This window comes from Photobacterium sp. GSS17 (assembly GCF_028621875.1).
Lineage (GTDB): Bacteria > Pseudomonadota > Gammaproteobacteria > Enterobacterales > Vibrionaceae > Photobacterium > Photobacterium ganghwense.
Map to the genome: position 1 here is coordinate 3,334,836 of NZ_CP117517.1, position 14,246 is coordinate 3,349,081.

Sequence of the window (14,246 nt, forward strand, 5' to 3'; positions counted from 1 at the left end):
GTGTCAGGTTGCGATTACTGTTTTTTCTGTGCATTGAGCGCACGGATACGGCTGGCCAGCGAGTACAGACGGATGAAGCCACCAGCATGGCTGTGGTCATACACTTCGTCTTCCCCGAAGGTCGCAAACTCTTCCGAGTACAGACTGTTCACCGAACGCTTCTGCACAACGGTAGCTTGACCTTTATACAGCTTCACGACAACCTCACCGCTCACATCCTGCGCCAGTTCTTCTGCCGCAGACAACAAAGATTTACACAGCGGGGTAAACCAACGGCCGTCGTAGATCAGGTGAGAGGCTTTCAGGCCCAGCGTTTCACGGAACTCAAACGCATCTTTATCCAGTACCAGCTGCTCTACCGCACGCAGGGCTTCCATCATAATGGTGCCTCCCGGGGTTTCGTAACAGCCGCGAGACTTGATGCCGACCAGACGGTTCTCAACGATGTCGATACGACCCACGCCGTGCTCCGCGCCTTTCTGGTTCAGCGCTACCAGTGCCTGATATGGGCTCATCGCCTGACCGTCCACCGCGACTACTTCGCCTTTTTCAACCGTCAGGGATACCAGCTCCGGCTGATCCGGGGCTTGCTCAGGATCTTTGGTCCACACCCAACACAGCTCATTTGGCTGATTCCAGGTATCTTCCAGTACGCCACCTTCGGTTGAGATATGCCAGGCGTTCGCATCACGGGAGTAGATTTTTTCCAGGGTCGCCGTGGTCGGAATGTTACGCTCGGCCAGGTACGCCAGCAGCGCTTCACGACTACGCAGATCCCACTCACGCCAAGGCGCAATCACAGTCAACTGCGGCGCCAGTGCGGCATAGGCACTTTCAAAACGCACCTGATCGTTACCTTTACCGGTACAGCCGTGGCACAAAGCGTCAGCCCCCACTTCCAGTGCACACTCAACCTGCGCTTTGGCAATGATCGGACGCGCCATGGAGGTACCCAGCAGGTATTTACCTTCATACACCGCGCCAGTTTTCAGGCTTGGGAAAATGTAGTCTTTCACCATCTCTTCTTTAAGATCAGCGATGTAGCAGGCAGATGCCCCAGATGCCAGCGCTTTCTCTTCGATGCCAACCAGCTCTTCTTCGCCCTGACCCACATCGGCCACGAACGCAATCACTTCACAGTCATAGTTTTCTTTCAGCCAAGGAATGATGGCCGATGTATCCAGACCGCCGGAATAGGCTAAAACAACTTTATTTACCTTGCTCATAATACTTCTCCTGCTTGCCCGCTCGGCGGTCATCCCGCTCAGGCGTATGGCTCTAAAATGGGTATTGAAAAAATCCGTGTCTAAAGAAAGGTCAGGCTATGCCGCCTGAGGCGTAAATTTGGTGCCGATACTCTGGCCGTCAAACAGGGCCGCCAGCTTATCCGGGTAACGCCAGGTCGCGATTTCAATCGGCCGACCGAGCGCATTGGCCGCCTCAAACGCGGCCCGGACTTTGACAATCATGCCGTCGGTGATCACCGCCTGGGCAATCAGGGCTTCCGCTTCCTTCTCAGTCAACTTGCTGATTAAGCGACCCTTGCCGTCCAGTACCCCGCTGACGTCAGACAGCAGCACCAGCTCAGCATCAAGTGCTGCAGCCACCGCCACCGCGGCCTGATCCGCGTTGACATTCATCAGCAGTCCCTGGCTGTCGAGCCCGATCGAACTGATGATAGGTACGTAACCGGCCGCCAGCATGGTGTGAATCAGCTGGCTGTTGCCCGGTGCCGCCTTACCGACAGCCCCCAACTCAGGATCCAGCTCAGTCACCTGACACAGGCCGCCGTCAGCCAGGCTCAGGCCCACTGCCGCGACACCGCATTTCAGCGCCTGTCCCTGCAGCAGCTTGTTTGCCGTTCCGGCCAGCGCGCCGGCGATATATGGAATATGCTCAACCGGTGTGACCCGCAGCCCTTCCTTCTTCACGGTTGGTAACTGCAGCTTGGTCATCAGGTCATCAACCAGTGACCCGCCACCGTGTACCAGCACCAGCGGGCGCTGTGCCTTTACCTGATACTGGCTGATAGCCCCAAACAACTTTTCCAGGGTCTCAGCACAAGACAGCACTGCCCCGCCGAGTTTGATCACCAAAGGAACCTGATTCATGCCAACTCTCCTAAACCAATGCCGTCAATTGCGGAAAACCATTACGAATATTTATGCACTGCATCGCTTGCGACGATGCACCTTTCAGCAAATTATCGATTGCTGATGTTAAAATGATGTGTTCTTGCTGTATCTTCCAGCCAATATCGCAGAAGCAGGTATTCACAACATTCTGCAGTTTGGCCGCCTGCTCACCGAGCAAACGCACTGCATGCGGGTCTGCCGATGTCGGGTAAGCGTTCTGCATCGCGTCGGCTACGTGCGCCGCTGTCACCCCTGGTGCCAGCTTGGCCGTAATAGTGGCCAGGATCCCGCGCTTAAAGTTGCCCAGATGCGGCGTGAAGATCACGTCCTGTCCCAGGTGACTGGCAATTTCCGGCTGGTGCCGGTGGGAGAAAATCCCGTAGGCCTGCAGGCTGACTTCGCAAAAGCTGTTAGTCATGCTGGCTTTGCGTCCAGCCCCGGACACACCGCTAACCGCATTGATCACCGGCAGCATGGAGCCGTCCAGCAGACCTTGTTCAATCAATGGCTTTAACGCCAGTTGCGACGCTGTCGGATAACAACCCGGTACCGCAATCAGCTGAGCCTGCGCAATAGCGGCGCCATTCCATTCGGCCAAGCCGTACACCGCATGATCCAGCCACTGCGGGTGTTGATGACTGAAACCGTAATACTGAGGATAAAAATCATCACCCTGCACCCGGAATGCACCCGACAGATCAAACACCTGACAACCGGCGGCCAGGAAAACCGGCGCCAAGTCGTGGCTGACTTCATGGGCTGTTGCCAGCAGGACAATGTCCGCCTGAGTCGCAATTTCTGCCGGATCCGTCAGAGGCTGCAGTGGCATATCAACAATGCCTTTCAACTGGCCATGCAGTTCACTGATTGGTTTGTGGGCATCTACGCTGTTCGCCGAGACATACAAACCCGCGAGTGCCAGATGAGGATGCACGTGCACCATTTTTGCCAGTTCTGCGCCGGTATAGCCGCTGGCACCAATAATCAGGGTGTTCAACATAGTTAATCCGTTTGTGATGATGTATATCGGGTCGATGTGCAGACGGGCTGCCACCTAGATAGAGGGGTGCACGGTATGGCACCAAGCGATGAGACTTAGCGTCGTCGGAGGGAATTCAGATTGTGAAGGCTCGCTTGGCTCATGTTAACAACTTCCTACTTAACTGGGCTGAAAGTGGCTGCTTCAGTACGTTGTCCGTGAAAAAATACAAATGGAATTTGTATTCATTTATTTTGCATTTGTATGTTTACCTATAATTCCCTACTCTGTCAACCGCTGAAAGAAAAAAAGTCTGTTTTCGAGGGGATATTCAGGCAGGAGCGCAAAGCCACCAGCTTTTCGCTTCAGCAGATCGCTCTGTCGTAATGACAAGGTGGACAGATAAACCACAGATCGTATAAGCAGCACGCGTTCTTTGTGCTCAATTACGGCATTTTTTTGGAAATTTGTTACAAAACAGGTCGCATAGCATGACAAATATCAAAGCAGTGTTGCTTTATTACCGGTAAATACAATCCGTGTTGACCTTAAAGTGGGATCACAGCTAGATTGTCCTCATACAGGATGAATTGGATGTAATTAATTTACGAGATGGATGCGATATGAACGAAAAGTACAGCGCGCTGCGTAGCAATGTCAGTATGCTTGGCCACATGCTGGGCACCACCATTAAAGATGCGCACGGTGAAGAGTTGCTCGACAAAGTCGAGGCCATTCGAAAACTGTCTAAATCTGCCCGCGCAGGAAATCAGGATGATCGCGCCAAGCTGATCGAAGAGCTGCAAAACCTGCCTGACGATGAGCTGCTCCCGGTTGCCCGCGCCTTCAGCCAGTTCCTGAACCTGACCAATATTGCCGAGCAGTACCACACGGTCTCCCGTCACTGCGAGGAATATGTCAGCACACCGGACGCCCTGGAAGGCCTGTTTGCCAAACTCAGCAACCAGGACATTTCTCAGTTTGACACCATTCAGGCGGTACGAGATCTCAACATCGATCTGGTACTGACCGCACACCCGACTGAAATTGCCCGACGCACCATGATTCACAAACTGGTGCAAATCAACAACTGCCTGTCCAAGCTGGAACTGAGCGAGCTCTCGCCTCGTGAGCGCCAGCGGGTTGAGCGTCGCCTGGAGCAGCTGATTGCTCAGGCCTGGCACTCAGATGTCATCCGCCAACAGCGTCCGACTCCGCTTGATGAGGCCAAATGGGGCTTTGCCGTGGTCGAAAACTCCCTGTGGCAGGCCGTACCCGAGTTTCTGCGCCAATTCGACGAAAAGCTGACCGAGCAATTTGGCGAAGGGCTACCGATTGATGCCGCCCCGGTGACTTTTTCCTCCTGGATGGGGGGAGACCGCGACGGTAACCCATTTGTGACCTCCGACGTGACCCGTGAAGTCCTGCTGCTGTCGCGCTGGAAAGCCGCCGATCTGTATCTGCAGGATATCCAGGAGCTGGTCAGCGAGCTGTCGATGGTCAAATGCAATGACGCGGTCCGCGCCCTGGCCGGTGAGGAGCACGAACCGTACCGTGCCATCCTCAAAGATCTGCGCACCCGCCTGACCAACACCCGTGACGTACTCGATGCCCGGATTAAAGGGCAGGATGTACCGAGCACCGGTATCATCGACCATGTCGATCAACTGTGGATCCCGCTGCACGCCTGTTACCAGTCGCTGCACGAATGTGGCATGGGCATTATTGCCGACGGCCTGCTGCTGGATGTGCTGCGCCGCATTAAATGTTTCGGTGTCCACCTGGTACGGCTTGATATCCGTCAAGAAAGTACCCGTCACAGCAACGTGATTTCCGAGCTGACCCGCTATCTGGGTCTGGGTGATTACGATCAGTGGAACGAGCAGGATAAGATCGCCTTCCTGGTGCGCGAGCTGTCGTCCAAGCGCCCGCTCCTGCCACGCGACTGGGAGCCGTCCGCTGAAGTTCGCGAAGTCATCGAGACCTGCAAAGCGATTGCCGAACAACCGCGCGAAGCGCTGGGGGCCTATGTAATTTCCATGGCCCGTACCGCCTCTGATGTCCTGGCCGTGCACCTGCTGCTGCAGGAAGCCGGTTGCCGCTTCCGGATGGATGTCTGCCCGCTGTTCGAAACCCTCGACGACCTTAACAACGCCGAAGCCGTGATCAAGCAACTGATGCACATCGACTGGTATCGCGGCTTTATCCAGAATCACCAGATGGTGATGATTGGCTATTCAGACTCGGCAAAAGACGCCGGGGTAATGGCCGCAGGCTGGGCGCAGTACCGCGCAATGGAAGCACTGGTGGCCGTGTGTGATGAAGCCGGTGTCGACCTGACCCTGTTCCACGGTCGCGGCGGCTCTCTCGGCCGGGGCGGCGCACCGGCACATGCCGCCCTGCTGTCCCAGCCGCCGCGCAGCCTGAAAGGTGGCCTGCGAGTAACGGAGCAGGGAGAAATGATTCGCTTTAAACTCGGCCTGCCGGAAGTGGCGATCAACAGCCTGAGCCTGTACGCCAGTGCAATCCTGGAAGCCAACCTGCTGCCGCCACCGGAGCCGAAACAGAACTGGCGCCAGGTGATGGATATGCTGTCGGACGTCTCCTGCGAGGCATACCGTGCCGTGGTGCGCGGTACACCGGATTTTGTGCCTTACTTCCGCGCCGCCACTCCGGAACTGGAGCTGGGTAAACTGCCACTGGGTTCCCGTCCGGCGAAACGTAACCCGCAAGGCGGCGTCGAGAGCCTGCGCGCCATCCCATGGATTTTCGCCTGGAGCCAGAACCGCCTGCTGCTGCCAGCCTGGCTGGGTGCCGGTGAAGCCATCCAGCACGCCATTGACCAAGGCCACGCACCTCAGCTGGAGGAAATGTGCCGCGAATGGCCGTTCTTCTCCACCCGTCTTGGTATGCTGGAAATGGTGTTCACCAAAACCAATATCGGCATTGCGGAATACTACGACCAGCGTCTGACCGACAAGTCACTGTGGCCATTGGGTCAGAAACTGCGCGGGCAACTGCAAAGCGATATTAAAGCGGTGCTGAATGTGGAAAACAGCGCCCACCTGATGGAGCAGAACCCGTGGGGGGCCGAGTCTATCCGCCTGCGTAACATCTACGTGGAACCGCTGAACATGTTGCAGGCTGAGCTGCTGTACCGGACCCGTCAGCAGGACGGCGGTTCACCAATGCTGGAAGAAGCCTTGATGATTACCATCGCCGGCATCGCAACCGGGATGCGTAACACCGGTTAATGCCCCTGAAGATCCAAAAAAGGCCACAGTCATGTGGCCTTTTCTTTTTGCTATTCCCGTCAATCTGCCCAGTGACTCATCTTTGAGACAAGTCCTGTGATCGCTCATCAGCTAATGTTTATGCAGTGAACACAGGTGAAGCAAAACCGTGTGCAGTGCATTTTTACTCTTAACCTTGTCAATATGTAGACAATCGTCACAAGACTCACAATTGGTTGCATCTTTATTTTGCGATATCACGCTCCGATGTCGAAATGTCGTCAATTGATGTGTATGCTACGTGATCCCGATCAGGCACTGCAACAACACGATTATAAATACGCCATAGAGCGAAGGGTAAAAGGTCTGATTGGTTTTATCTTTTTGTTGTATTTTAACGGATAGAAGAGATGTCACTACCACACGTTATTTTGACCGTGCTGAGCAACCGCGACGCAACGGGCTACGATATTACTAAAGAGTTTTCCAACAGTATCGGCTATTTCTGGAAAGCCAGCCACCAGCAGGTTTACCGTGAGCTGAACAAGATGGCCGGTAACGATCAGGTCACTTGCAAGCTTGAACCTCAGGAAGGCAAACCGGACCGTAAGGTGTACTCGATCACGGATCTGGGTCGCCAGGCGCTGTTCGAGTGGTTCCAGGAGCCGGCACGTAACCCAACCATTCGCGATGAGTTTTCTGCGAAACTGGTGGTATGCAGTGTGCACAACTCTGAGCCGATGCAGCGTCAGCTGGAAGGCCTGATTGAAGAATCACACACGCTGCTGAACCACTATGCCGAGCTGGAAAAAGTCCATTTCGCCGATTACAAAAACATGGATCGCCAGTCCCGTCTTGACCGACTGACACTGCGCCGTGCTATCCATAATCGTCAGGCATGGATCGACTGGGCAGAAGAGGTACTGGTCGAGCTGAAAGACATGGATGCCCCTAACAGCCCGGTAGCCCTGTAAGCTCATACGATATCGCGCGAACGCCGCCCGACGGCAGCCCGCCACAAACACAAGCCGCTGCACATGCAGCGGCTTTTTTATGCTTATCTGGCTGGTTCCCCGCCCCGGACAACGCCACTGGCGAACGGTCAGCCATGTGGTGTCACATCAGGCCGTTTCCGCCCGCACACCCAAAGTATGGCAAATGGCGTAGGTCAGCTCTGCACGGTTCAGGGTGTAGAAGTGGAAATCTTTTACCCCTTCGCGGCTCAGGACACGCACCATGTCAATTGCATTGCTCGCCCCAACCATCTGGCGGCTGAGCAGATCATCATCCAGCCCTTCGTACTGCTTCTCCAGCCAGCCCGGAATTTTTACATTATTGGTGCTGGCAAAGCGCTTGGCCTGCTTCATGTTCGACACCGGCAGAATGCCTGGGACAATCTCTACATCAATCCCGGCCGCCACACAGCGGTCGCGAAAACGCAGGTAGCTTTCCACATCGAAGAAGAACTGAGTGATCGCCCGGCTTGCTCCGGCATCCACTTTACGCTTGAGGTTAATCAGATCGGCCTGTGCGCTTTTGGCTTCCGGGTGTACTTCCGGGTAAGCCGCCACTGAGATATCGAAATCCGCTTCCGCGCGCAGCAGTTCCACCAGATCCACCGCATACATATCCGGCTTGATGCCTTTCTCTGGCAGGTCACCCCGCAGAGCGACAATATGGCGAATACCGTTGTTCCAGTAATCGCGGGCGATGGTCCGCAGTTCATCGCGGCTGGCATCGATGCAGGTCAGGTGCGGCGCTGCAATCAGGCCGGTCTGATCTTTAATGTCTTTGATGATGGAGTGTGTCCGATCCCGCTCGCCGGAGTTAGCCCCGTAGGTCACTGACACAAACTTCGGTTTCAGGGTTTTCAGGCGATGAATGGATTGCCACAGGGTTTGCTCCATTTGCTCGCTGCTCGGCGGGAAAAACTCAAAAGACACATTGATGTTGCCATTCAGGTCAGCAATATTCTGGTTTAGTGCATCCAAGTGGCCTGCGTAAGAATATCCCATAATCCAATCCTTCCTCTTTCGGCCCCTTGGCCTTTCCCTTAACCGTAACGTCCTGAAATATCCATTTAGACGTCTATATGTCTACAGAATGTCTTGTAACCAATTTAATGTCAACACGATGATCATGAATATTTCTCAACTGATAATTGCAGGATCTTCAAGCAGGCCAAAAACGCAAAAAGCCCGCACTTGCGGGCTTTTCCGGTTATTTTCGCGCTCGATAGCACACGTTACTACCATTGATTAAATTGTCAGTGAATCGCACCACGTGCAACCTGACAAGCAGCATGATCCGCATAACCTGTCTCGGTCGCACTTTCTCCCACTCACCTAAAGCATAGTCGCCATCCGGTTGATGTCCGACAGCAGCGCCCCGGCCGTGACGTCACGACCGGCCCCCGGCCCCCGGATCACCAGCGGGTTATCACGGTACCAGCGGCTTTCGATAGCAAAGATGTTGTCGCACGGCAGCAGATTAGCCAGCGCATGCTCCCGAGAAAGCGCTTCGACCCCGACCACGGCCTTACCGTGGCGATCCAGCCGGGCGATATAGCGTAACACCTTGTCTTCCTTCTGCGCCTTACTGAGCCGTTCCGCCAGGATGTTATCCAGTACCGCAGCCTGTTCAAAGAACCCATCCAGACTAAGCTCAGCCAGAGCTTCCGGCACCAGGGTTTCCACCCTGACCTGCTCCGGCTCCAGTACCAACCCAGACTCCCGGGCCAGGATCACCAGCTTGCGCATCACATCACTGCCGTCAAGGTCACTGCGTGGATCCGGCTCGGTCAGCCCCTGCTGCCACGCCTGCTCCACCAGCTGAGAAAACGGCACGGAACCGTCATACTGCTGGAACAGCCAGGACAGCGTTCCGGAGAAAATCCCCGACAGGGCAATAATGGTGTCGCCGCTGTCACACAGGTCACGAACGGTGTGGTTCACCGGCAAGCCGGCACCAACGGTGGCGTTGTAAAGCCAGAAACGGCTGCTTTTGGCAAAGGCATCCTGTACCGCGTGATACTGCTCGCCGGAAGCCGACCCGGCGACCTTGTTGGCCGAAATCAGGTGAAAGCCCGCCTCGGCAATGGCCGGATAGCGCGCTGCCAACTCGCTGCTGGCCGTTACATCCAGCACAATCACATCATCGTAAGGGTGGCTGGCCAGCACACTCAGCCATTCGCCAGACGCGGCAGATTCCACCGCTTCATCCTCATAGGCCGTCAGCGCCTGCTCGGGGTTAATCCCGCGGGTATCAATCCAGTAGCGGCGGCTGTCCACCACCCCAATCAGGGTAAATGACATCCCGTGCCGCTTTTCCAGCGCCACCTTCTCCCGGGCAAACAACTCCAGCCAGCGGCTGCCAATATTGCCCTTACCGCACAGCACCAGACCAATCTGTTTCTGCGCCTGGAACAAATGCTGGTGAATCTGCTGGATCAAACGGTCGAGGTCAGTCTGGCGCAACACGCCCACCAAACTCAGGCCAGACTCCGACTCGGCAATAAATTCCACCGGCTGGCGCTTGAGCTGCTGATAGAAGCCGTAACAGTGCACGGCATTGTTCACCACTCCGGCCCCCACCACCGCCACCATCGAGAATCCATCCCGCAGCTTGATTTCCGCCGCAATGCCGCTGTCCTGCAGCAATGCCAGAACGCTGCCGACCACTTCGGTGGTGTACGCCAGCTGAATGCGCCCTTTATCGGCTTCGACACTGCGGGCTAGCGGCAACAACTGGGCACGCTGAAGCAACCGGTCGACCTCCGCCAGCACCGGCTCCAGGGTTTGTGAACGCGGGACCGACAACGCAATCACACAGACGTCATCCAGTGACGTCACGATTTTGGCGCCGCGTCCGGAGGCCAGCACCCGCTCAACCCGGGTTGAACCGGATTCCGGCTGATGGCTGCAACGCAGGGTCAGATCAATGGCACTCTGCGCCACCGGCTGCAGGGTCCGGCTGTGCAGTACCGGGGCTGCCAGCCGCGCCAGTTCGCTGGCTTCATCGAGCCGCAGCAGCGGCAGCAGGCAGGCATCCCCGACTTTGCGCGGATCGGCGCTGTACACCCCAGCGACGTCGCTCCAGATCGTCACCCGCTGGACTTCAGCCAGTGCGCCAATCACGGTAGCGGAATAATCCGAGCCGTTACGGCCGAGCAGCACGGTTTCCCCGGCGCCGTTACGCGCCATAAACCCGGTGATCACCACCCGCTTGTGCTGATGCTGCGCCAGTTGCGCCTTGAGCAGCGGCCATGACTGGGCCCTGTCGACCTCCGGCTGCGCCGAGCGTTCTGTGCGCAGGAACAGGCGAGAGTCCAGGTTCACGGCAGGCAGTCCCTGCTGACTCAGCAGTGCGGCCATCAGCCGAGCCGACCAGAGCTCCCCGTGCCCTTGAACCCAGGCTGACTGCGCTTCACTGAGCGGCAACTGCTCCCCGACACGGGCGATCTCGCCCAGCTCCAGATGCAGCTGAGTCAGCAGTTCATCTGCCAACTCACCGCTGAGCAGGTTTTCAATCAGTTGTTGCTGGAACTGACGCAAAGCCTGCAAGGCTTCGTGGGCCTGACGGCCATCTTTGCCGAGCAAGGTCAGCCACTCGATTAAATTATTTGTGGTTTTTCCTGCCGCAGACACCACCACCAGATCGGTGTCACCGGAGTATTCCCGTAGAATCTCGACGACCCGGCGATAACAGTCCGGATCGGCCAGGCTACTGCCGCCAAACTTGTGCAATTGCCTCGGATTGCCTGCACTCATGCCGCCACCTCCGCCGCTTTCTGAAAGGCCTGCGCCAAATCTGCAATCAAATCTGCCGGGTCTTCCAGCCCCACAGACAACCGCAACAATGACGGTTTCAGCCCGGCCGCAGCCTGCGCTTCATCCGACATGGCGCGGTGGGTCATGCTGGCCGGATGGCAAATCAGACTCTCCGTCCCGCCGAGAGACTCCGCCAACGAGAAGCAGGTCAGTTCACGGACAAAGGTTTCCAGCTGTGCCTGAGAGCCTGCGATCTCAAAACTCAGCATAGCGCCAAATCCTTTCTGCTGCTTGAGGGCAATCTCATGCCCCGGGTGCGACGGCTGGCTAGGATGATAAATCTGCCCGACCAATGGCTGGGTTTGCAGATATGCCAGAATCTGCGCGCTGTTCTCCTCATGCATCCGCATCCGTGGAGCCAGCGTGCGCAGACCGCGCAGCGTCAGGTACGCATCAAACGGTGCGCCGGTAGCGCCGATACAGTTGGCCCACCATGCCAGGTGCTCCGCCTGCTCTTCTGACTTGGCGACCAGCACCCCGCCCAGCACATCAGAATGGCCGTTGATGTATTTGGTGGTGGAGTGCACAACAAAATTGGCGCCCAGCGCCAAGGGTTGCTGCAAGATAGGTGACAGGAAGGTGTTATCGACCGCGACCAGCGCCCCGACTTTATCGGCAGCGGCGCACAGCTCGGCAATATCCACGATCCGCAGCAGCGGGTTGGACGGCGTTTCCACCCACACCAGCTTAGGTTTCAGTGCCAGCGCCTCAGCCACCGCCTGCGGGTTGGTCTGATCCACGAAGCGGACCTGAAAATCGCCCTTTTCCGCCCGGGTATTGAACAAGCGGTAGGTCCCGCCATAGCAGTCATGCGGTGCCACAACCAAGTCGCCCGGTCCCAGCAAGGCCGACACCAGCAAGTTAATCGCCGCAGTCCCGCAGTTCGTCACAATGGCACCGGCTCCGCCCTCTAGCTCCGCCAGTGCTTCTGCCAGCATATTGCGGGTTGGATTTCCGGAACGCGAATAGTCATACTGAGGCAGTTCGCCCAACTGGGGGAAACCATAGGTGGACGTCAGATAGATGGGTGGCACCACGGCATTAAACTGGGTGTCGGACTCAATGCCGGTTCGAACCGCGACGGTGGCAAGCTTCTTGTCACTCATAGTTACTTTCCTTGTTGGGCGATTGCAGCTGAATAAACTTTACGCATCAACATAGCGGCTATCACAAAGGACGTCAACACTTCTAGACGTCCATATGTCTTTGCTTATGGCAGTAAATCCCGCTAAAATCCGTCTTAGTTCTATTACTTCAATTTAAAATCGCTGAGAAGGTTAAAAATGGCAGAGTGGAATGGCGAATACATCAGTCCATACGCGGAACACGGTAAGAAAAACGAACAAGTAAAGAAAATTACAGTTTCGATCCCACTGAAGGTTCTGAAAATCCTGACCGATGAACGTACCCGTCGCCAGGTTAATAACTTACGTCATGCGACCAACAGTGAACTGCTGTGCGAAGCCTTCCTGCATGCCTACACCGGCCAGCCGTTGCCGACCGATGATGACATCCGTAAAGATCGCCCGGATGACCTGCCAGCAGAAGCCAAGGCCATCATGGATGAGAAAGGGATCAAGTACGAAGATATCAACGAGTAACCGTGCTCTCGCGGCGCCCACTCGCGACTGATTTCCCTGGCAGCAGCCATAAAAAAACCAGCCCTCAGGCTGGTTTTTTCGTTTCAGGCAGATGCCTTACTTGTCTTCCATGTAACCCACTGGCATCGCGATCTGTGCCACGCCGGAGTCAATTGCCGCCTGAGCCACCGCTTTCGCAACGCGCGGCAGCAGACGTGGATCCATTGGTTTTGGAATGATGTACTCAGAACCGAACTCCAGTGACTGAGCACCCGCCGCTGCCACCACTTCCGCCGGTACCGGCTCTTTCGCCAGTTCACGAATCGCGTGTACTGCCGCCAGTTTCATCTCATCGTTGATTTCGCTGGCACGCACGTCCAGTGCACCACGGAAGATGAACGGGAAACAAATCACGTTGTTCACCTGGTTCGGGTAGTCAGAACGGCCTGTACCCATGATCAGGTCATCACGCACCGCGTGCGCCAGTTCCGGTTTGATTTCCGGATCCGGGTTTGAACACGCAAAGACCACCGGCTTGTCAGCCATCAGTTTCAGTGCTTCAGGAGCCAGCAGATCCGGACCCGATACGCCCACAAAAATATCTGCGCCGTCAATCACGTCTTCCAGCGTACGCTTGTCAGTGTTGTTGGCAAACAGTTGTTTGTATTCGTTAATGTCATCACGACGAGTGTGGATCACGCCCTTGCGGTCGAGCATGTAGATCTTCTCACGCTGTGCGCCACACTTAATCAGCAGTTCCATACATGCTACCGCAGCAGCACCGGCACCCAGACAGACAATCACCGCTTCGCTGATGTCTTTACCCTGCAGTTCCAGCGCATTCAGCATACCGGCTGCAGTAACAATAGCGGTACCGTGCTGATCATCGTGGAAAACCGGTACGTTACAACGCTCAATCAGGCGTTTTTCGATTTCAAAACAGTCTGGGGCTTTAATGTCTTCCAGGTTGATACCACCGAAGGTGTCAGCAATGTTGGCTACGGTATCAACGAACTCGTCGATAGTACGGTGTTTCACTTCGATATCGATGGAGTCCAGGCCAGCAAAACGCTTGAACAGCAGCGCTTTCCCTTCCATTACTGGCTTAGACGCCAGGGGACCCAGGTTACCCAGACCCAGAATGGCCGTACCGTTAGTAATAACAGCAACCATGTTGCCTTTGCCGGTGTACTTGTAAACATTCTCAGCATTCTGGGCAATTTCACGTACTGGCTCAGCAACGCCTGGGCTGTAAGCCAGCGCCAGATCTTCAACAGTGTTCGCTGGTTTACTCAGCTCAACAGAAATTTTGCCGGGAACAGGGTACGCGTGGTAATGGAGGGCTTGTTGGCGAAAATCTTCAGACATAATGTTCAGGATCCTGAATAATAATAATGTTCAGTTCGTTGGAAACGCTAAATCATATGCGATAGCAGCAGAAAATCCTAGCACCGAACATCTGGTCGAGCCAAGGATTCCTGAGCGGATTA

Annotated in this window: 10 protein-coding genes; 3 read left to right on the top strand and 7 right to left on the bottom strand. The window is 55.7% G+C overall.

The window, feature by feature from the left end:
* Positions 1-14 precede the first annotated feature (14 nt).
* The 3 genes from PGW97_RS15245 to argC form a co-directional block, all read right to left on the bottom strand.
* Positions 15-1,226, bottom strand: a complete 1,212-nt coding sequence (locus PGW97_RS15245; protein WP_047887167.1) for an argininosuccinate synthase — start codon at positions 1,224-1,226, stop codon at positions 15-17.
* A 96-nt stretch (positions 1,227-1,322) separates the two neighbouring features.
* Positions 1,323-2,111: an acetylglutamate kinase gene (gene argB, locus PGW97_RS15250; RefSeq protein ID WP_047887168.1), complete on the bottom strand. Its 789-nt coding sequence runs from the start codon at positions 2,109-2,111 to the stop codon at positions 1,323-1,325.
* 10 nt (positions 2,112-2,121) lie between these two features.
* On the bottom strand, positions 2,122-3,135 hold the full coding sequence (gene argC / locus PGW97_RS15255; protein WP_047887169.1) for an N-acetyl-gamma-glutamyl-phosphate reductase: 1,014 nt from the start codon (positions 3,133-3,135) through the stop codon (positions 2,122-2,124).
* A gap of 602 nt (positions 3,136-3,737) precedes the next feature.
* On the opposite strand from argC, the gene ppc reads away from it, so the two are divergent.
* Together ppc and PGW97_RS15265 are read left to right on the top strand one after the other, a co-directional pair.
* Entirely contained in the window at positions 3,738-6,368 is a 2,631-nt protein-coding gene (gene ppc, locus PGW97_RS15260) for a phosphoenolpyruvate carboxylase (protein ID WP_207103440.1), read from the top strand.
* Positions 6,369-6,757: 389 nt separating this feature from the next.
* Positions 6,758-7,321, top strand: a complete 564-nt coding sequence (locus PGW97_RS15265; RefSeq protein WP_047887171.1) for a PadR family transcriptional regulator — start codon at positions 6,758-6,760, stop codon at positions 7,319-7,321.
* 147 nt (positions 7,322-7,468) lie between these two features.
* Here PGW97_RS15265 and metF read toward each other — a convergent pair whose 3' ends face one another.
* From metF to PGW97_RS15280, 3 genes are all read right to left on the bottom strand, one after another.
* Complete coding sequence (metF, locus tag PGW97_RS15270; RefSeq protein WP_047887172.1) at positions 7,469-8,362, bottom strand: methylenetetrahydrofolate reductase; 894 nt, start codon at positions 8,360-8,362, stop codon at positions 7,469-7,471.
* 330 nt (positions 8,363-8,692) lie between these two features.
* A complete protein-coding gene (locus PGW97_RS15275) occupies positions 8,693-11,116 on the bottom strand; it encodes a bifunctional aspartate kinase/homoserine dehydrogenase II (RefSeq protein ID WP_273857653.1) in 2,424 nt (807 codons plus the stop codon).
* Positions 11,113-12,282, bottom strand: coding sequence for an O-succinylhomoserine (thiol)-lyase (locus PGW97_RS15280; protein ID WP_217392185.1), 1,170 nt, complete (start codon positions 12,280-12,282; stop codon positions 11,113-11,115). The genes PGW97_RS15275 and PGW97_RS15280 overlap by 4 nt, the downstream gene beginning before the upstream one ends.
* A gap of 177 nt (positions 12,283-12,459) precedes the next feature.
* Between PGW97_RS15280 and metJ the strand changes: the two genes are divergently transcribed.
* Entirely contained in the window at positions 12,460-12,777 is a 318-nt protein-coding gene (metJ, locus tag PGW97_RS15285) for a met regulon transcriptional regulator MetJ (RefSeq protein ID WP_047887175.1), read from the top strand.
* A 96-nt stretch (positions 12,778-12,873) separates the two neighbouring features.
* On the opposite strand, the gene PGW97_RS15290 is transcribed toward metJ, so the two are convergent.
* Entirely contained in the window at positions 12,874-14,124 is a 1,251-nt protein-coding gene (locus tag PGW97_RS15290; RefSeq protein WP_217392184.1) for a malic enzyme-like NAD(P)-binding protein, read from the bottom strand.
* Between the last annotated feature and the right edge of the window lie 122 nt (positions 14,125-14,246).

Bases quoted from the DNA above. Each gene is read 5' to 3' on its own strand.
- metJ (WP_047887175.1), top strand. From the start codon at position 12,460: ATGGCAGAGTGGAATGGCGAATACATCAGTCCATACGCGGAACACGGT.
- PGW97_RS15280 (WP_217392185.1), bottom strand. From the start codon at position 12,282: ATGAGTGACAAGAAGCTTGCCACCGTCGCGGTTCGAACCGGCATTGAG.
- ppc (WP_207103440.1), top strand. From the start codon at position 3,738: ATGAACGAAAAGTACAGCGCGCTGCGTAGCAATGTCAGTATGCTTGGC.
- PGW97_RS15265 (WP_047887171.1), top strand. From the start codon at position 6,758: ATGTCACTACCACACGTTATTTTGACCGTGCTGAGCAACCGCGACGCA.
- metF (WP_047887172.1), bottom strand. From the start codon at position 8,362: ATGGGATATTCTTACGCAGGCCACTTGGATGCACTAAACCAGAATATT.
- argB (WP_047887168.1), bottom strand. From the start codon at position 2,111: ATGAATCAGGTTCCTTTGGTGATCAAACTCGGCGGGGCAGTGCTGTCT.
- PGW97_RS15245 (WP_047887167.1), bottom strand. From the start codon at position 1,226: ATGAGCAAGGTAAATAAAGTTGTTTTAGCCTATTCCGGCGGTCTGGAT.
- PGW97_RS15290 (WP_217392184.1), bottom strand. From the start codon at position 14,124: ATGTCTGAAGATTTTCGCCAACAAGCCCTCCATTACCACGCGTACCCT.
- PGW97_RS15275 (WP_273857653.1), bottom strand. From the start codon at position 11,116: ATGAGTGCAGGCAATCCGAGGCAATTGCACAAGTTTGGCGGCAGTAGC.
- argC (WP_047887169.1), bottom strand. From the start codon at position 3,135: ATGTTGAACACCCTGATTATTGGTGCCAGCGGCTATACCGGCGCAGAA.